15 protein-coding genes are annotated in these 19,018 nt (G+C 61.1%); 13 read left to right on the top strand and 2 right to left on the bottom strand.

Going from position 1 to position 19,018, the window contains the following annotated elements:
* The 6 genes from waaC to SNL23_RS16350 are packed head-to-tail and all read left to right on the top strand — an operon-like array spanning window position 1 to window position 5,923.
* Window positions 1-1,059: a lipopolysaccharide heptosyltransferase I gene (waaC, locus tag SNL23_RS16375; RefSeq protein ID WP_017478297.1), complete on the top strand. Its 1,059-nt coding sequence runs from the start codon at window positions 1-3 to the stop codon at window positions 1,057-1,059.
* Window positions 1,059-2,183 (top strand): glycosyltransferase family 4 protein, encoded by a 1,125-nt coding sequence (locus SNL23_RS16370; RefSeq protein WP_318302782.1) that lies wholly within the window; start codon window positions 1,059-1,061, stop codon window positions 2,181-2,183. The genes waaC and SNL23_RS16370 overlap by 1 nt, the downstream gene beginning before the upstream one ends.
* Complete coding sequence (gene rfaP, locus SNL23_RS16365; RefSeq protein ID WP_167662926.1) at window positions 2,180-2,986, top strand: lipopolysaccharide core heptose(I) kinase RfaP; 807 nt, start codon at window positions 2,180-2,182, stop codon at window positions 2,984-2,986. The genes SNL23_RS16370 and rfaP overlap by 4 nt, the downstream gene beginning before the upstream one ends.
* A complete protein-coding gene (locus tag SNL23_RS16360; RefSeq protein ID WP_076015503.1) occupies window positions 2,986-3,720 on the top strand; it encodes a lipopolysaccharide kinase InaA family protein in 735 nt (244 codons plus the stop codon). The genes rfaP and SNL23_RS16360 overlap by 1 nt, the downstream gene beginning before the upstream one ends.
* Window positions 3,717-4,469 carry a lipopolysaccharide kinase InaA family protein gene (locus SNL23_RS16355; RefSeq protein WP_076015504.1) on the top strand — a complete coding sequence of 251 codons (753 nt, stop codon included), beginning with the start codon at window positions 3,717-3,719 and terminating at the stop codon, window positions 4,467-4,469. The genes SNL23_RS16360 and SNL23_RS16355 overlap by 4 nt, the downstream gene beginning before the upstream one ends.
* Window positions 4,469-5,923 (top strand): lipopolysaccharide kinase InaA family protein, encoded by a 1,455-nt coding sequence (locus tag SNL23_RS16350; protein ID WP_318302781.1) that lies wholly within the window; start codon window positions 4,469-4,471, stop codon window positions 5,921-5,923. The genes SNL23_RS16355 and SNL23_RS16350 overlap by 1 nt, the downstream gene beginning before the upstream one ends.
* A gap of 267 nt (window positions 5,924-6,190) precedes the next feature.
* On the opposite strand, the gene SNL23_RS16345 is transcribed toward SNL23_RS16350, so the two are convergent.
* Entirely contained in the window at window positions 6,191-8,281 is a 2,091-nt protein-coding gene (locus SNL23_RS16345; protein WP_318302780.1) for a TonB-dependent receptor family protein, read from the bottom strand.
* A 150-nt stretch (window positions 8,282-8,431) separates the two neighbouring features.
* Between SNL23_RS16345 and SNL23_RS16340 the strand changes: the two genes are divergently transcribed.
* From SNL23_RS16340 to SNL23_RS16315, 6 genes are all read left to right on the top strand, one after another.
* On the top strand, window positions 8,432-8,773 hold the full coding sequence (locus SNL23_RS16340) for a YceK/YidQ family lipoprotein (RefSeq protein WP_318302779.1): 342 nt from the start codon (window positions 8,432-8,434) through the stop codon (window positions 8,771-8,773).
* Window positions 8,774-8,927: 154 nt separating this feature from the next.
* Complete coding sequence (locus SNL23_RS16335) at window positions 8,928-10,685, top strand: carbamoyltransferase family protein (protein ID WP_076015509.1); 1,758 nt, start codon at window positions 8,928-8,930, stop codon at window positions 10,683-10,685.
* Window positions 10,686-11,582, top strand: a complete 897-nt coding sequence (locus SNL23_RS16330; protein ID WP_063033419.1) for a GNAT family N-acetyltransferase — start codon at window positions 10,686-10,688, stop codon at window positions 11,580-11,582.
* Entirely contained in the window at window positions 11,579-12,985 is a 1,407-nt protein-coding gene (locus SNL23_RS16325) for a PIG-L deacetylase family protein (protein ID WP_318302778.1), read from the top strand. The genes SNL23_RS16330 and SNL23_RS16325 overlap by 4 nt, the downstream gene beginning before the upstream one ends.
* 87 nt (window positions 12,986-13,072) lie before the next feature.
* Window positions 13,073-14,221: a glycosyltransferase family 4 protein gene (locus tag SNL23_RS16320; protein ID WP_318302777.1), complete on the top strand. Its 1,149-nt coding sequence runs from the start codon at window positions 13,073-13,075 to the stop codon at window positions 14,219-14,221.
* Complete coding sequence (locus SNL23_RS16315) at window positions 14,218-15,102, top strand: glycosyltransferase (protein WP_167662919.1); 885 nt, start codon at window positions 14,218-14,220, stop codon at window positions 15,100-15,102. Before SNL23_RS16320 ends, SNL23_RS16315 begins: the two co-directional genes overlap by 4 nt.
* Before the next feature lie 66 nt (window positions 15,103-15,168).
* Here the strand turns inward: SNL23_RS16315 and SNL23_RS16310 are convergent, their stop codons facing one another.
* On the bottom strand, window positions 15,169-17,046 hold the full coding sequence (locus SNL23_RS16310) for an O-antigen ligase family protein (RefSeq protein WP_318302775.1): 1,878 nt from the start codon (window positions 17,044-17,046) through the stop codon (window positions 15,169-15,171).
* A 159-nt stretch (window positions 17,047-17,205) separates the two neighbouring features.
* Here SNL23_RS16310 and msbA point away from each other — a divergent pair, with 159 nt between their 5' ends.
* Window positions 17,206-19,011 (top strand): lipid A export permease/ATP-binding protein MsbA, encoded by a 1,806-nt coding sequence (gene msbA, locus SNL23_RS16305; protein WP_318302774.1) that lies wholly within the window; start codon window positions 17,206-17,208, stop codon window positions 19,009-19,011.
* Window positions 19,012-19,018: the final 7 nt, after the last annotated feature.

Raw genomic sequence — 19,018 nt, 5'->3', positions numbered from 1 at the left:
TTGCGGGTTCTGGTAATCAAGACCTCATCCCTGGGCGACGTGATTCATGCCTTGCCGGCGTTGACCGACGCGGCGCGGGCGATCCCGGGCATCCGTTTTGACTGGGTGGTGGAAGAAGGCTTCGCCGAGATTCCCACCTGGCACCCGGCGGTGGACAAGGTGATTCCGGTGGCGATCCGCCGCTGGCGCAAGAACCTCTGGCAGACCTTCAAGAGTGGCGAATGGCGGCGCTTCAAAAAGAGCGTGCAGTCGACCAAATACGACTTGGTGATCGATGCCCAGGGCCTGCTGAAAAGTGCCTGGCTGACCCGCTACGTGCGCGCCCCGGTGGCCGGTTTCGACAAGCAGTCGGCTCGCGAACCGTTGGCGGCGCACTTCTATTCCCGCCGCCTGGCCGTGGCCCGTGGGCAGCATGCGGTGGAGCGTTTGCGCCAGCTATTTGCCGTCGCGCTGGGCTATGACCTTCCCAAGGGCTTGGGCGATTACGGCCTCAGCGTCGACAAGCTGCTGGGCCTGCCGCCGAAAAAGCCGTTTGTACTGCTGCTGCACGGCACCACTTGGGACACCAAGCACTGGCCGGAAGCCTACTGGCGCGACCTGGCCGAACGCATGGACCGCTTTGGCGTGGACGTGAAATTGCCGTGGGGCAATGCCGCCGAAAAGGCCCGGGCCGAACGCTTGGCCAGCGGCCTGAAAAACGCCGAAGTGCTGCCCAAGCTGAACCTGGCGGGCGTGGCCCGAGTGCTGGCGAGTGCCAAGGCGTGTGTCGCGGTCGACACAGGTCTCGGTCACTTGGCGGCCGCGCTGGATGTACCGACGATTTCCCTGTTCGGCCCCACCAATCCTGGCCTGACCGGCGCCTACGGCAAGGCGCAGGTCCACCTGGCCAGCGACTTCCCGTGTGCGCCGTGCCTGCAAAAGAAATGCACCTATCAACCGACGGCTGAAGACCAGCGCCGGTTTGATCTCAAGCGCGAGTGGCCACTGTGTTTCACTCGCCTGAACCCTGAGCGTGTCGCAACGCGATTAAGCACGTTGTTATTGGCTGAGGAACACTGATGCAACTGGCTTTTGTCCTCTACAAGTATTTCCCCTTTGGTGGCCTGCAGCGCGACTTCATGCGCATTGCCCTGGAGTGCCAGCAGCGCGGCCACAAGATCCGCGTCTACACGCTGATCTGGGAAGGTGACGTGCCGCCGGACTTTGAAGTGCTGGTGGCGCCGGTCAAGGCGCTGGTCAACCATCGGCGCAATGAGAAACTCTACGCCTGGATCCAGGCCGACCTGGCCAAGCGCCCGGTTGATCGGGTGGTAGGCTTCAACAAAATGCCGGGGCTGGACCTGTACTTCGCTGCAGACGGTGTGTTCGAAGACAAGGCACAAACCCTGCGCAACCCGATGTACCGCTGGTTCGGCCGATACAAGCACTTTGCTGAATACGAGCGCGCGGTGTTCGACAAGCACGCCAAGACGCAGATCATGGTGCTGTCCGAGCATCAGCAGCAGCTGTTCACCCAGTATTACGGCACCCAGGCCGAGCGCTTTCATTTGTTGCCGCCGGGTATCGCCCGCGACCGCCGCGCGCCGCCCAACGCTGCCGAGATTCGCGCCGAATTTCGTCGTGAATTCGGTCTGGCCGAAGACGATTTGCTGCTGGTGCAGATCGGCTCGGGCTTCAAGACCAAGGGCGTCGACCGCAGCCTCAAGGCCGTGGCCGCACTGCCGTCGAACCTGAAGAAACGCACCCGGCTATTTGTAATCGGCCAGGACGACCCCAAAGTATTCCAATTGCAGAGTGCTGCGCTGGGCCTGGGCGACCAGGTGCAGTTCTTCAAGGGGCGCAGCGATATCCCGCGTTTTCTGCTGGGCGCGGACTTGTTGATTCACCCCGCGTACAACGAGGCGGCCGGCATGGTGCTGATCGAAGCGGTGGTCGCCGGCCTCCCGGTACTGGTGAGCAAGGTCTGCGGTTACGCGTTCTACATCGACAAGGCCCAGAATGGCCGGGTGTTGGACGAGCCGTTCGAGCAGGCCCAACTCAACCAGTACCTGGTCGACATGCTCGACGACCCACAAGCGCGCGCGGCCTGGAGCCGCAATGGTCTGGCCTTCGCTGAGACGGCCGACCTCTATAGCATGCCGCAGTACGCTGCGGACCTGATTCTGGCGGAGCCAAACCGATGAAGTTGATTCTTGCCGAACCGTTCAAGACCCTGTGGGCCGGACGCGATGCGTTCGCCGAAGTCGAGAAGCTGGACGGCCAGGTGTACCGTGAACTGGATGCCCGCCGTACCTTGCGTACGGAAGTGGACGGCCACGGCTTTTTCGTGAAAATCCACCGGGGGATCGGCTGGGCCGAAATCCTCAAGAACCTGATCACCGCCAAGTTGCCGGTGTTGGGCGCGGGCCAGGAATGGCTGGCGATCCAGCGTTTGCAGGAAGTGGGCGTGCCGACTATGACCGCCGTCGCTTACGGCGAAAAGGGCAGCAACCCGGCGGACCAGCACTCGTTCATCGTCACCGAAGAGCTGGCGCCGACCGTCAGCCTCGAAGACCTGAGCATGGACTGGGTCAAGCAGCCGCCGGTGCCTGTGATCAAGCATGCGCTGATCGCCGAAGTGGCGCGCATGACCGGCATGATGCACCGCGCCGGGGTCAATCACCGCGACTGCTACATCTGCCATTTCCTGCTGCACACCGACAAACCGTTGGTGGCTGATGACTTCAAGTTGTCGGTGATCGACCTGCATCGCGCCCAGGTGCGTTCGAAGATTCCATTGCGCTGGCGCAACAAGGACCTGGCCGCACTGTACTTCTCGGCCCTGGACATTGGCCTGACCCGCCGCGACAAACTGCGCTTCCTCAAGGGTTATTTCCAGCAGCCACTGCGCCGGATTCTCGCTGAAGAAGCCGCCTTGCTCGGCTGGCTGGAACGCAAGGCGGCCAAGCTCTACGACCGCAAGCAACGCTACGGGGATGCGCTCTGATGGCGGGTTGGAACCTGGAGCCCGCTTACGCCGCCCTGGCGGATGATTTTGGTAGCCTGGAAGCAGTGTTCGCCCTGCAAGGCGAGCGGTTGACCCGCGATCCGTTGTCCGAAGTGATTCGCGTGGAACGCGGCGGGGTCAACTATTACGTCAAGCGCTACGTCGGTGCGGGCAAGGGGTTGCGCCGCTATCTGGGCAAGCCACGGGTCAAATCTGAATGGCAGAACCTCAAGCGCTTCGCCAAGTGGGGCATTCCCACTGCCGACGTGATCGCCTGGGGCCTGGAGCGTAAAGGCCTGGCTTATCACCGTGGGGCGATGATCACGCGCGAGCTGCCAAAGACCGAAGATTTGTCGGCATTGGCCGAGCGCAAAGACCCGCAACTGTCTGACCCGGTGTGGGTCAACAAGATCAGTCGCCAGCTCGCTGAATACACGCGGACCATGCACGACAACCGGTTTACCCACAACGATTTGAAGTGGCGCAACTTGTTGGTGGACGACCAGCAAACCCTGTACCTGATCGATTGCCCCAACGGCGATTTCTGGCGCGGGTTCTGGCTCAAATACCGTATCACCAAGGACCTGGCCTGCCTGGACAAGGTCGCCAAGTATCACTTGTCGGCCACCCAGCGCCTGCGTTTCTACATGCAGTACCGTCAGCGCAAACACCTGAGCGTGGCGGACAAACAGCGAATTCGCCACGTGGTGAAGTTTTTCGAGGGGCGAGAATGAGTGATTTCCTGGCGGCCGAAGATCGAGCATTGCTTGAGCGCAACGGCCTCGGCACTTTCGACGCGCTGTGGGCCAAGCAACTGGATGCGGTGGACGAGCCCAATACCAGTCGCGGCGGCTGGAGCAGCGTGTTTCGCCTCGAGCTCGAAGGCCAAGGCTACTACCTCAAGCGCCAGAGCAACTACCTGACGCGCACCTTGCACCGCCCGTTTGGCGAGCCGAGTTTTGCCCGTGAGTTTCGTAATATCAGCCGCTATCGGCAGTTGGGAATTCCGGCATTGCAGGCGGCGTTTTTCGGTGAGCGCAAAGTCGCGGGCGAGCACCGGGCGATGTTGCTGACTCGGGCGCTGGATGGTTGGAATGACCTGGATTCACTGCTGGAGCAATGGGCTGCATTGAGCGACTCGCAGCAGCGAGCGATCCTGCTGGCCTGCGGTCAGTTGGCGCGCCGTCTGCACAGCGTGGGTCAGGTGCACGGCTGTTTTTACCCCAAGCATATTTTCCTGCAGGCCGCCGGCGACGGTTATGCGGCACAATTGATCGACCTGGAGAAAACCCGCCCGCTGTTGTTCGGCTGGCGTGACCGGGTCAAGGACCTGGAGCCGCTGTTGCGCCGTGCGCCGCAGTGGTCTGACGATCAGGTGCGTCAGCTGTTGGCGGCGTATCTGGATCAGCCGCAGGACAGCGCATTGGTTGCCACGTGGCACCAGCGCCTGGTGGCCCGTCGTAGTCACAAGGAGAAACGTTGATGCGTTTGTCCGAACTGAAAAATGCCGGCCGCACGCCAAGCCTGCCCTTGAGCATCGAGCTGGCGGACGCTGCAGGGCCTGGGCAGTTGCAACTGCTAAGCCTGCTGCGGGTATTGCCGGGCCAGCGCTATGTCGGCGCAGCCGTGTGGCGCGGGCGCCCGGTGCTGGCCAAGCTGCTGGTGGGCAACAAGGCGGCGCGGCATTTTCAGCGTGAGCTCAAGGGTGTGCGGCTGCTGGCCAAGCAAGGCCTGACCACGCCGCTGTTGCTGGCCGATGGTCTGCAAGAAGGTGAGGGCGGCTGGCTGCTGTTCGAGTTTCTGGAAGGCGCCGACAGCCTGGCAGATGCGTGGCAGGCTGTTGAAAGCTTGCCGCCACTGGCTGACGAGCAGCAAGCGGTGCTCGCCGAAGCCCTAGGTGCGATTGCGCAGATGCACGCCAAAGGCCTGTGGCAGGAAGACCTGCACCTGGACAACCTGCTGCGCCAGGACGGCAAACTGTATTTGATCGATGGTGCCGGGATCTGTGTCGAAGAGGCGGGCAAGCCGCTGTCGCGCAACCGGGTGCTGGAAAACCTCGGGGTGTTTTTTGCGCAACTGCCGAAGAATCTCGAGCCGTTTACCGAAGAATTGCTGGTGCACTATTTGCTCAGCAACGGCGAACACGGCTTGCCGCTGGAGGCGCTGCAAAAGCGGGTGCGCAAAGTCAGCGTCTGGCGTTTGAAAGACTTCCTGGGCAAGGTCGGTCGTGAGTGCACGTTGTTCAGCGTGACTCGCGGGCCGTTTGCCTTGCGCGCGATTCGGCGTGAGGAAGAAGCGGCCATGCTGCCAGTGCTGGAGCAGGCCGACGCGCTGCTCGACCGGGGTCACCTGTATAAGACCGGTGGTGCAGCCAGTGTTGCCAAGGTCGAGGTGGCCGGTCGGCCACTCGTGATCAAACGCTACAACATCAAGGGATTTGCCCATTGGCTCAAGCGTTTCTGGCGGCCAAGCCGGGCCTGGCATTCGTGGCGTGAAGGCAATCGCCTGGCGTTCCTCGGCATCGCCACGCCCAAGCCGCTGGCGTTGCTGGAAAAGCGTTTCCTGTGGCTGCGCAGCCGGGCGTACCTGGTGACCGAGTACCTGCCGGGGCCGGACATCATCGAGCGGTTTGCGCCCTATGTTGAAAGTGGTGAGGCGCCCGAGGCCGAGTTGCAGGCCCTGGATTACTTGTTCGCCGAGCTGATTCGCGAGCGCATCAGCCACGGGGATTTCAAGGGGCACAACCTGTTCTGGCACTCGGATCGCTGGGCGCTGATCGACCTGGATTCGATGTGTCAGCACACGTCCTTGAGCAGCTTTGCTCCGGCATACGCCAAGGATCGCGCAAGGTTTATGCGTAACTGGCCAGAGAGCAGTGCGTTGTATCGGGTGATTGATCAGCGGTTACCAACGAGTGTGGGTGGGGTAAATAGTTAGTCTTGTCGGGTAGTTGGGCTGAGGTAGTTTCTCAGCTCATTTCTTTTTCGAAGATCTACCTATGCGCTTGAATGCCCCTGTTGGTGTCACCCGTAACGCTGTCGATCCGGCGCACAGTCGCCCGAAGCGCGAGGCCAGGATTGAGCCGGAGCCTGTTGTGGAACCGGTGCCGGCTGCCGACTCCAGTGTCAGCCGCACGGACCTGAACAGGCAGCAGCCGACTGTTCGCAAGGGTACGCGGCAGACCGGAAATCTACGTTTTTAAGGTTAAAAGCGGTACTCGGCGCCGGCGCCTGCATACCACGAGCGCCCCGGCGCAGCTTCGTAGTACCGACCGTTCCCGTCCCCGACAATCACCGAACCCACGTACTGGCGATCCAGCAAGTTATCCAGGCGCAAGGTCTGGTGAAAGGTCCAGTGCTCCACCTTCTGCTCAAAGCGCGCACGCCAGTTGAACACGCTGTAGCCCGGTGCCGCGTGCTGCTGGTTGGTGTCTTCGACGTAGACCTTGCTGCGGTACATGCCTTCCAGGGCGGTGGTGACCCAGTCCCGGGGTTTCCAGTTCAGTTCGGCGAATAGTGTGGTTTGCGGAACGCCGGGGAGGTAGTTGCCTTTGTCCACGGGTTTGCCGCCGCCGATGAAGTCGCTGTCGTAGGTGGCTTGCAGGCGGGTGTAGGCGATGTTGGTGCTCCACTGCTCGCTGAGCTGGCTTTCGATACCCAGTTCGAAGCCGCGACGCAGGGTGCGGCCGGCGTTCTGGTAGCTGGTGCGGCCGCCGATCGATTGATCCACCACCAACTCATCCTCGGTGGTGATCTGGAAGACAGCGGCGTTGACCCGGGTATCGTTCAGCTGTGCCTTCAAGCCCACTTCATATTGCGTACTTTCGGACGGCTTCAGGCCGAAGTTAAACCCTTCGACACTGCCCGGCGCATACGCCAGTTCAGCCTGGGTCGGCGTCTCGAAACCCTTGCCGGCACTGACGTAGCCGTGCAGATCGGGCGTGAAGGCGTACATCACGCTGACGGACGGCGTGTTCTTCTGGTAGGTCTTGTTGCCGCTGGAGTCGCCGTTGCTCAGGAACTGGTCGTCGACGTCCAGTTCCATGGTGCTGTGGCGCACCCCGGCTTGCAGGGTCCAGCGGTCGATGGCCCAGTTGGCCTGGATGTAGGGATCGAGGCTGCGAGCGGTGTCGATTTCATCCCGGCGTAGCTGGCCTTTTACGCCAAGGGTGTTGCCGCTGTAGTTCTGGTAGCCGTGGCGGCTGTCTTCGCTCTGGTCGAAATCCAGGCCGGTGATGATCATCAGTTCGCCCGGCACGCTGTCGATTGGCTGCATCCAGCGCACGGAGCCGCCGTAGAACTTGCGGTCGAACTGCACCACGCCGCCGCCGCGTTCGTTGGCGGGCGTTCCCTTGGGAATCGACAAATATTGAATCACACTCCGCCGCCCGGTGTAGGCATTCACCTGCAGCGTTGCATCACCAAAGTACCGCTCGTAATTCATCCCCAGTTGCTGGTGGTCGATGCTTTTGCGGGTGTTGTACAGCTCTGCGGCGCTGCTGACGGAGCGCGGGTCAGCCTTGTACGCCTCCCACGCCTGCCCCAACGGATCCTGCGTGCCGTTCTGCTCCAGACTGCTGTAGATCAGCGCCAGTTTGCTGTCTTCATCAGGCTCGAAATTCAGCTTGGCAAAGGTCTGGTCGCGGCGGGCGCTGCTGTGGTCGCGATAGCCATCGGTGTCCATGCGAGAGGCGTCCAGCACAAAACCTGCGCCGTCTGCCGCGCCTTCGGCAGTCAGGTGGTTTTTGCTCAGGCCGTCACTGCCCACCAGCGTCTCGGCGCCGATGCGCGGCGGGCCTTCACCGTTGCGGGAAAACATCTGGATCACACCGCCCGCATTGCTGCCATACAGCGTAGCGGCCGGGCCGCGCAGGACCTCGATGCGCTCGGCGGTGTCGAGGTTGAACGTGGCCGCCTGGCCCTGGCCGTCCGGGGTGCTGGCGGGGATGCCGTCGGCGATCAGCTTGATGCCGCGCACCCCAAATGCCGAACGGGCACCGAAGCCACGGGAGGAAATCTGCAAGTCCTGGGCATAGTTCTGGCGGTTTTGAACCACCAGGCCGGGTACGCGAGACAGCGCTTCGGAAGCATTGATACCCAACTGGCCATCGCTGATTTGCTCACGGCTGATGCTGTCTACCGAATAAGGCAGGTCAAACGACGGGCCGGCGCTGCGCGAGCCGGTGACCACGCTCGGGTCGAGGATCAGCGGCGCCTCGTCGGCTTGGGCGCTGTTACACAGCCCCAAAAGACCAGGGAGCAACAGCGCAAAACGTGTAGGAGCAACAGCTTTCATGAGCAAACCAACATCCATAGAGCACGCAAAAGCGCGCGAGTTTAACGATTCAACTGCTCTTTGCCGAATACTCTTCTTGCCGATTGCCGGTGCCTACGTCTTACACAACTCTGGGTTAAGATGCCCGACTTGCGCCAAAGGGAATTGCTCGTGAATCCTACAAAGAATCTTCTGCTCGCCGCCATTTTCCTTTCGACCACTGCCTGCGGCACGATCAATACCGTCTTTCGCCCGGACGCCGTTGCCAGCCAGAACCTCAAGGAATCGCGCAGTTATTGTGAAAACGTGCCGCGTATCTACAGTGGGGTGATCTACGGTTTTTGCACATTGAACGGCGCCCCCGACACCACCAAAGAGCACACCCGCGATGCCTCCGGGTCCTTGCCGATCTTCGCTGCCGAGCTTGTGGGCTCCGGCCTGCTCGACACCCTCGTGCTGCCCTACACGGTCTACCGCCAGAACAAGGACGGCAGCATCGAGATTTTCCGCTAGGCCTGCAGTGACAACCGGTCGCCACAATCCCTAGATCATCCCGCGCCGTGTTTACGCTATAATCCCGCCCTTTAGCTGTTTCTCGCCCAGGCGGGGAGCACACTTTTTTCAGGCGTGACGCGCCTGCATGCAGACTAAAAGAGGCTAGACCCCTGTGGCATTGACGATTCTTGGCCTGTCCGGCGCCCTTAGCCATGATCCTTCCGCAGCCTTGTATATCGACGGCAAGCTGATTGCGGCCGCCGAAGAAGAGCGCTTCGTACGCGACAAACATGCAAAGAACCGCATGCCCTACGAGTCGGCGAAGTTCTGCCTGGAACAAGCCGGTATCAAGCCTTCCGACGTTGACGTTGTTGCGATTCCGTTCGCACCGATCAGCCTGTTCGGCGAGGCCCGCTGGCACTATGCCAAGCGTTACTGGTACGCCCCGGACCGCGCCCTCGACGCGATCCTGATGGGCAACCGTCGCTACAAGCGCTATCGCAACAAGATCGTCTGGTGCCTGGAGCAACTGGGTTTCGATCCGAAGAAAATCAAGATCGAACCGGTTGAACACCACCTGGCCCACGCTTCCAGCGCCTATCACTGCTCGGGCTTCCAGGAGAAGACCGCGATCCTCGGGATCGACGGTAAGGGTGAGTACGCCACCACCTTCTTCGGCTACGGCGAAAACGGCAAGATCCACAAGATCAAGGAATTCTACGATCCGGACTCCCTCGGCGGCCTGTATGGCGCGATCACCGAGTTCCTCGGTTTCGAGATGCTCGACGGTGAGTTCAAGGTCATGGGCATGGCGCCGTATGGCGATGCCAGCAAGTACGATTTCTCGCGCCTGGCCTCCTTTGAAAACGGCGAGCTGGTGATCAACACCGACTACGCCAACGTCATCGGCCTGCGTCGCTACAAAGAGAAGGGCAAGGGTTTCTACTTCTCGCCAAAACTGATCGAGTGGCTGGGGCCTAAGCGCGAAGGTGATATCGCCGACGAGCCGTACATCCACTACGCGGCCAGCATGCAGGCACTGTTCGAGAAGCTGGCGTTGCAGATGATCGACCATTACTTGGGCGACATCCTCAAAGACACCGGCAAGCTGGCCTTCGCCGGCGGTTGTGCGCTGAACGTCAAGCTGAACCAGAAGATCATCGCCCGTGACGACGTCAAGGAGCTGTTCGTGCAGCCGGCGTCCGGCGATGCCGGTACTGCGGTTGGTGCAGCCGCCTACGTGTCCCACGCCCGTGGCGTACCGGTTGAGAAGATGGAACACGTCTATCTCGGCCCGTCCTACAGCAACGAAGACGTGATCGCCGCGTGCGCCAAGCACCCAAGCAAACCGGTATGGCGCCAGATCGAAAACACCCCGAAACGCATCGCCAAGATCATGGTCGACGGCAACCCGGTGGCCTGGTTCCAGGGCCGCATGGAGTTTGGCCCCCGTGCCTTGGGCGGTCGTTCGATCATCGGTTGCCCAAGCGCCACCGGCGTGGCTGACCGGATCAACCACCAGATCAAGTTCCGCGAGCGCTGGAGGCCTTTCTGCCCGTCGATGCTCGACACCGTCGCGCCGCAGATGATCAAGGTCGATCACCCTGCGCCGTTCATGACCTTCACCTTTGAAGTGTCGGAAGAGTGGAAAACCCGCGTGCCGGAAGTGGTCCATGAAGACGGTACCTCCCGTGCCCAGGTGCTCAAGCGCGAATACAACCCGCGCTACTACGACATGATGAAAGAGCTGGAAGTGCTGACCGGCAACGGCGTGTCGCTGAACACCTCGCTCAACCGTCGTGGTGAAGCGATGATCTGCTCGCCGACTGACGCGCTTAACATGTTCTTCGGTTCCGACCTGCAGTACTTGATCATGGAAGACATCCTGGTGGTCAAGGACGGCGTGGACCCTTATGACGCTGTGGTCTAAATGCTGAACCGCTTCCAGGGCTGGCGTGAACGTGGCTGGACGCCTGTCGAGGCCGAGGTTTACGCCCAGGCCTGGCAGCGTTTTGGCGGCAGCGTGGCGACTCATCCGCAGATCGTCGAGCGGCTGGCGCACCTGGCGCAGATTCCGGTGCGTTACCTGGGCTGGGAGCAGGACGGCGAGCTGAAGGGTGCAATTGCTACCTGGGGGCGCGACCTGGCCCTGTCCAAGGACGTGCTCAAGCGCAAAGGCAAAAAAGGCCTGTTTGATCTGGGTAACGCCGAGATCATCCTGCCGATTGCCGCCGATGCGCAGTTGCCGCTGCGCCATCGCGCGCGTTATCTCTCTGCACTGAATGAGGGGCGCGTAAGCACCCTCAAGCCCCAGGCCGAGCAGTTGGCCATGGCGCGTACCCCGGAAGAGCTGTCGAAAAAGTTTCGCTACAACCAGCGCCGCGAATTGCGTTTGCTGGAAGAGGCGGGCGGTGTGGTGCGGGCGGTCGGCGAGTTTTCCAGCAGCGAACTGGCCGCGATTTATTGCGACCTGTTCCAGCGGCGCTGGGGTTTCCCGGCTGCGGGCGCCGAGCGTCTGGCAGAAGTGCTGGAGCTGCTCAAGGAGTTCCTGTTCGGCTCGGTGCTGTTTCTCAATGACGCTGCGATTGCCGTGCAACTGGTGTATCAGGTGCAGGCGCCGGAATGGGTCAGCGCCGAGTACGTCAACGGCGGTGTCGACCCGGAAACCAAGGCATTCAGTCCTGGCAGCGTGTTGAGCTTCCTGAATACCCAAAGTGCCTGGGAGCAAGCGCGGGCGAGCGACAAGCCGCTGCGTTTCTCCTTCGGGCGATCCGATCGTGAATACAAGGAGCGCTGGTGTAATCCGGTGCCGGTGTTCAGCGTATGAGTCGCAAACAGCAACTGCTCAAGCAGCATCGACGCAACAAGCGTATTGCGTTGTTGGTGGGCCTGTTGCTGTTGGTGGCCGTGGGTGTGCTGGTGGCCTGGTGGTTGCCGCTGCTGCTGGCCGTGATGCTGTGGGCTGCGCATGAAGCCTGGTTTGCCGACCATCTGTTCTACTCGCCTAAAGACGACTATGAGTACGCGTTTCCTGAAGGGAGCGAGTGCGCGGGTCTGCGTCTTGAAGCAGGACGCCTGCTGTTGGACATGCCCTTGGTGGGCGATGAAACCCTGATCGTAGGGGTTGAACTCAAAAGCTCGTGGCTGGGGCGTTTTCTCGACCCGGCGGTGGAAGTGTCGGGCCTGGATGCACCAGACCGGCAAGTCTTCGAGCGGGGTGTCGCAGGCCGGCGCTATCTCAACCTGACAGGCATGGGCGAAGCGCTGTCCGGAGGTAAGCTGCGCTTGCGCGGGCGTTTCTGCCGGATCAAGGGGCAGCCGACGCTGTGGTTGTTCCGCCAGCCGGATTACCATCGCCAGCGTGTGATGGTGATCGCGCCCCATGCCGACGATGCCGAGCTGGCAGCTTTCAGCCTTTACAGCCAGGCCGATGAGAGCTGGATCGTCACGCTCACGGCGGGCGAAATCGAAGCCGATCACTATCAACAAATGGGCATGCCCAAGGCCGATGCCGCACGGCTCAAAGGCCGCCTGCGTGCCTGGGACAGCGTTACCGTGCCTCGCTGGGCGGGCGTACCCGAGGCGCAGTGCGTGCAGTTGGGTTACTTCTGCATGCAACTGCCGGCGATGCAGGCCGCGCCGGATCAGCCCCAGGCTTCCCGGGAAGCTCAGTTGGACGATACGCGGCTGTTTCGCCAGTTCAATGCCCTGGCCTTGCCCGGGGATGTGGACGGTGCCCCGACCTGGAACAACCTGATCGCCGACCTGCGGGCGTTGCTGCTCAAGGCGCGCCCACAGGTGATCGTGTTGCCAACACCGCTGCTGGATCCGCACCCGGATCACATCTGCGCCCACGCCGCGATCCTTGAGGCCCTGCAAGGCCTGGAATGGCAACCCGACACGTTGCTCGGCTACGCCAACCACCTGCATGATAATGATCGTTGGCCCATGGGCGACTCGGGCGCTGGTGTGGCCTTGCCGCCACGCTTTGATGCCACGCGTGAACTGGTGCCTTGCAGCTTGCCGTTGACGCTGAGCCAGCAGCAAGACAAGGCCATGGCGCTGGGCATGATGCACGACTTGCAGCCGCGGGCGCCGTTCAAGCGCCGCGTGCGCAGGTGGTTGCAGCAATTACTGGCGGGCCGTAGTCCATCGCCTTACGGAGAAAATGAATTCTTCCGCAAGGCGGTGCGCCGCCATGAATTGCTCTGGGTTTTAAAGCAGGACTGAGACCTTATTGAAGGCAGGCTTGCAGCGCCTGCCGCCCCTTTTTTCGCCGGGCTGCGTGCCCGCAGCCAGATTGCAGCATGGAGAGTTATGAAACCTCGTTTCAAGGTTTTGCAGTTACAGCCGGACTACAACGTCAAGACCCACGACTTCGCCGACCTCGGCGAGCAGATCGTCAAGGCCTTGCCGGCTGAACGTTTCGAGGTCACATCCGGGTTTCTCAGCGGCCGTCCGCTGCCCGGCCAGCCCCTGAGCGTGGCTGAACACTCCCATTACTTCGAGCTGCCGGAAAAGTCCCTCAAGGGCATCCGTTTTGGCGCCATGTGGCAGATCTACAAATACTGCCGCGAGCAGAAATTCGACGTGGTCATCTGTAACCGCTTCAAGTCGGTGAACATGATGCTGTCCCTCAACCGCTGGTTGAAGATTCCCCTGTGCATCGGCATCTCCCACGGTTTTGGCGAGTACGCCCGTGGCTATCGCCGGCGCCAGACCCAGAAGTGGGTCAGCCCGGCGTGGCGATTTGTCGGGGTGTCGGCCGCGGTCAGGGATTACCTGGTGGACCTCAACTGTGGGTTCACCCGCGAAAACACGACCTTTGTCACCAACGCCATCGACATCCCCCAGGCCGAAGCCTTGCAGTTGCCGCGCGATGAAGCGCGCAAGGCCCTGGGCCTGCCGCTGGAGGCGCGGATGATTGGTGCCTTGGGCCGCCTGGTACCGATCAAGGGCCACACCCATTTGCTGCAAGCCTTCGCCACCCTCAAGGACAAATACCCTGAGGCTCAGGTGGGGATCATCGGCTCTGGTCGCGCCGAAGCGGACCTGCGTGCCGACATCGAGCGCCTGGGCCTGACCGGCCGTGCACACCTGCTGGGCTTTCGTGAAGATGGCATGAAGTACGTGCGCGGTTTCGACATCTGGACCATGCCGTCGTTGTTCGAGGGCCTGGGCCTGGCGCTGCTGGAAGGCATGAGCGGCCATTTGCCGGTGATCGCCTCCAATGGCCCGGCGATGTTGCCGTTGGTGGAAGGTGCGGGCGGCCTGTCCCATGACCCGGGCAACGTCGAGCAACTGGCGGTGGCGCTGGACACTTACCTGGCGTTGAGCGACGAGCAGTTGCGTGCCAAGGGCGAGCAAGTGTTCCGCTACCTGGAAGAAAACCACACCCTGGACGAGTTCCGGCACAAGTATTTGAACCTGATCGAAACCGGTCTGCGCGAAGTAGGTAAAGCATGAGTCTGCAGCAACCTTTGGTCACCGTGATCATTGCGTCGTACAACCACGGGCCGTACATCGAGCAGAGCATCCTCAGTGTGCTTGGCCAGACCTACGCCAACATCGAATTACTGGTGGTGGACGACGGTTCCAAGGATGACAGCGTAGAGCGCATCCAGCGCTTGCAGGCCGAGCACGGGTTTGACTTCCAGGTTCAGCAGAACCAAGGCCTGACCAACACCCTGAATGGCGCCATCGCCCGCGCTAAAGGCAGCCTGATCGCGCCATTCGGTTCCGATGACATCATGCTGCCCGAGCGTATTGCCACTCAGGTTGCCTACATGGAAGGCAAGCCGAAGGTGGGCATCTGTGCCGGCAATATCGAGTTGATCGATGGTGACGGCAAGCCGTACCCGGAGAAGAAGCAGCGCCGCGATTTGCCGTTTCGCAGCCTGGATTTCGATGACCTGTTCCTGGACCGCAAACCCTTTCCGCCGGCACCGACCCTGATGATCCGCCGGCAGGCGTTGGAAGAGGTCGGGGGGTTCGATCCACTGATTCCGCTGGAAGACTTGCTGATCGAATTGAAGATTGCCCACGCCGGCTACACCATTGACGTGTTGAGCGTGGTGATGGCGCGCTATCGCCAGCACGCGACCAATACGTACAAGAATCATCGCTACATGATCCAGAACATCCTCAAGACCTACGGGTTGTTCAGCGATCACCCGGCCTATGATCAGGTTCGCTACAACTTCCTGAACTCGATGTTCCTCAAGACAGCCGACCGCGACCGCCCGCTGGCGCGGGAGATCCTCAAGCAGATTCCCTTGAAGTTCTGGGGTCGCAAGACCTTGCGTGGGTTGGTGCGGCTGTATCTGGCACCGCAGCGCAGTTCATAGGGCTTTGGCCTGGCCATTGCGTATAGCGCAATGGCCAGGGGCTTGGAACCTCAGCGGTTCAAACCATCACTTGGCCGGGTTCGCGACCTGTGCGACCGGACGATTGAGCTTCAGCACCTGTTCACGGATCTTCGCCGTGGCGCTTGGCGAGGCAACCGAGGCATAGCCCTTGGCCAATTGCTCGAAATGCGTTTCGAACAACCAACTGCGGTCCTGAGGATAACGCTGCATGTGCCGCAGGTTGCGCTGGCGCAGGGCGTTACGCAGAGCCGACGGGTAGATGCGCATGTCGGCCACGTCAATCAGGCCGAACTCGCCGTCATCCATCAACAGCACGTTGCCCAAATGCAGGGAGCGGAAGTACACCCCGCGCTCGTGAAGCTGGGCCATGAACCCGCCGAAACGCTCAATCAGCGACTCTCGCAGGCTGCTGTCCAGGCTTTGCAGGGCCTGGCGCAGGGTCAGCCCGGGCAGCGGCTGATAACGTACGGCGCTGCTGGCGTCCTGCAGTTGGTAGAGATTGAGGATGGCCGGTGATGGAATCCCCAATGCGCGCAACTGCTCGCTGTTGCTGGCAAAGCGCTCCGAATAGGGATTGAAGCTGCCTGACGTGTACCAGCGACGAGGGCGGAACAGCTTGAGGAAGCTGCCATCCTCCAGGCGCAGGACCTTGGGCCCCAGGCCGTCGGCTTCAATCACGTGGGCGTGGGCGCACAACTGTTCGAAGTCTTGAGGTTTCAGGCGTTGTACCGGCATGCGCAGCAGGCTGCGGCGACGCTGGGCGATGCTCAGGCCGGCGATCAGTGCCAGCGGGATCCACAGCAGGAACCAGTGCTCTTTTGGCCGCGAGAGAATGCCGCCGCCTTCGGTGAGGCCGGCACCGATGCCGTAGGCCAGCAGGGAAGAGGCCAGGATGAACAACGGCTGTGCACGTTCCTTGAGGCTTTTGTACAGGCCCCAACCGAGCATGAAGGCCCATGGGATGAAGCCGATGATGCCGACGTAATACAGCACACCCAGAGCAAAGCTGTGGGGCTCGCGCAGCTGATAGCCGTCGGCAAGCGTCAGGTACAGCTCTGAATCGTAGCTGTGGCCGATCCAGGGGTGTTCGGCGATACGCTCAAGCGACATGCCCCAGAGTTCGAAGCGGAAGGAGCTGCCACGATTGGTGATCAGTTCGGGATAGAACAGCAATAACGCCACCGCGCTCAGCACCATGCCGGCAATCAGCAGGGCCGAGCGCCGATTGCGAGTGGTAAAACTCATCCAGAGTACGGCGAGGACCAGTGCAACCAGCGGCGTTCTCGAGCCGGTGGCCAGCACTGCAGCGGCCATGATTGCCAGTGCCGGAACGCTGAACCAGAGCACGTGCGCACGCTTGGTGGTCATGCATACGTACAGCCAGTAGACGCAGAAGAATCCGAATACGTGAGAGCTCAGTAGCGCATTATCAAGAGCCCCACGCCCGCCGATCATTCGCGAGCCATCCGAGATGTGGGGAGCAAAAGCCACCAGGCTGCAGGCACTGGAGACCAGCGCAATCAGCGCGGCGCAGAAGAAGATCGGTTTGAACAGTTCGTTGCGGTAATGCAGCAACAGTCCGAAACCGGCAAACAGCGTGAAGGTATTCGGTGGCCGCTTGAACAGGTCGGAGTCTGTCGTGGCCTCAGGGCTCCAGAGCAGGCTGGTGAGCGCCCAGCCCGAGAAAACCAGGAAGGCAATCGCCAGGGGCTCGCGCAATACCTGCTTGAGCTCCGTCGGGCGCAGGCACAGCAGCAACAGTGTCGGTGCGGCGAACAGCAGGTAGTAAAACCTGTGCAGCACATTTCGATTGGTAACGAAGAACAGCGCACTCAGGAGCAGCAACAAGCCGATGGGCAGAATCCACAGACAGAGGAAGTCGAAAACGCGGTTTGAGCCATATGTAAGGCGCTTGGATTGCATACAGAAAAGCCGTTCCAGAATAAAGAAAGCCGACCATACTAAAGTAGTGGCTATACAATGTCGCCCGTTGGATCCAACGGGGCCGCGGTTGTGCTGCGTGCAAGTACAACAGAGAAGCTGTGCTAAAGTCAGCCTCCTTTTTCAAAACCGCCGCGTGATATGACCGACTCCAGTCCGAGCGCAAGCCCTTCGAGCTTGAAAATATACTTCCGTCTGCTCAGCTACGTTAAGCCTTATGCCGGCTTGTTCGCGCTGAGTATCGTCGGCTTTCTGATTTTCGCGTCGACCCAGCCGATGCTGGGCTACATCCTCAAGTACTTTGTCGACGGCCTGTCCAACCCTGAAGCGGTGTTGTTCCCCACGGTACCTGGCCTGCGGGACCTGCAACTGCTGCAGGCCGTGCCGCTGCTGATCATCCTGATCGCCGCGTGGCAGGGCCTCGGCTCGTTCCTGGGCAACTACCTGCTGGCCAAGGTTTCCCTGGGCCTGGTGCATGACCTGCGGGTGCAACTGTTCAACAACCTGCTGACCTTGCCGAACCGCTATTTCGACAATCACAACTCCGGGCACCTGATTTCCCGCATCACCTTCAACGTGACCATGGTCACCGGTGCGGCGACCGATGCCATCAAAGTGGTGATTCGCGAAGGCATGACGGTGATCTTCCTGTTCGCCTCGTTGCTGTATATGAACTGGCGCCTGACCCTGGTGATGATTGCCATCCTGCCGTTGATTGCGGTGATGGTCAGCACCGCGAGCAAGAAATTCCGCAAGCAGAGCAAGAAGATCCAGGTGGCGATGGGTGACGTTACCCACGTTGCCTCGGAAACCATCCAGGGCTACCGCGTAGTGCGCAGCTTCGGCGGTGAGGTGTATGAGCAGAAGCGCTTCCTCAAGGCCAGCCTGAGCAACACCAACAAGCAACTGCGCATGACCCGTACCGGCGCGATCTATACGCCGGCGCTGCAACTGGTGATCTACAGCGCCATGGCGGTGCTGATGTTCCTGGTTCTGTACCTTCGCGGCGATGCTTCTGCAGGTGACATGGTGGCCTACATCACGTTGGCCGGCCTGTTGCCCAAGCCGATTCGCCAGCTCTCTGAAGTCAGCTCAACCATCCAGAAAGGCGTGGCCGGTGCCGAAAGCATTTTCGAGCAGTTGGATGAAGATGTGGAAATCGATCGCGGTAGCATCGAGCGCGACAAAGTCAGCGGTCGCCTGGAAGTGCGCAACCTGAACTTCACCTACCCGGGCACCGAGCGGCATGTCCTCAAGGACATTACCTTTACCGCAGAGCCCGGGCAGATGGTTGCCCTGGTGGGCCGTTCGGGCAGCGGCAAGTCGACCCTGGCCAGCCTGATCCCGCGTTTCTACCACCACGAGAGCGGCGAGATTCTGCTCGATGGCGTGGAAATCGAAGACTACCGCCTGCTCAACCTGCGTCGGCACATCGCCCAGGTGACCCAGCACGTGACCCTGTTCAGCGACACCGTGACCAACAACATCGCCTACGGTGACCTGGCCGGCGCGCCGCGGGCCGATGTCGAGGCGGCGGCGGCCGATGCTTATGCCAAGGACTTCATCGACCAGTTGCCTAAAGGCTTCGATACCCAGGTCGGCGAAAACGGCGTGCTGCTGTCCGGTGGCCAACGCCAGCGCCTGGCAATTGCCCGGGCCTTGCTCAAGAACGCTCCGCTGCTGATCCTCGACGAGGCGACCTCGGCGCTGGATACCGAGTCGGAGCGCCATATCCAGGCAGCCCTGGACAAGGTCATGCAAGGCCGTACTACGCTGGTCATCGCCCACCGCCTGTCGACCATCGAGAAGGCCGACCTGATCCTGGTCATGGACGATGGCCGAATCGTCGAGCGCGGTACCCACGGCGAACTGCTGGCTCAAAACGGTTATTACGCCCGCCTGCACGCCATGGGCCTGGACGCGCCGATCCCGGCCGACATCACCTGATTTGTAG

The sequence above is a fragment of the Pseudomonas sp. SED1 genome (assembly GCF_034044025.1).
GTDB lineage: Bacteria > Pseudomonadota > Gammaproteobacteria > Pseudomonadales > Pseudomonadaceae > Aquipseudomonas.
This window is presented reverse-complemented; position numbering and strand designations above follow the sequence as displayed.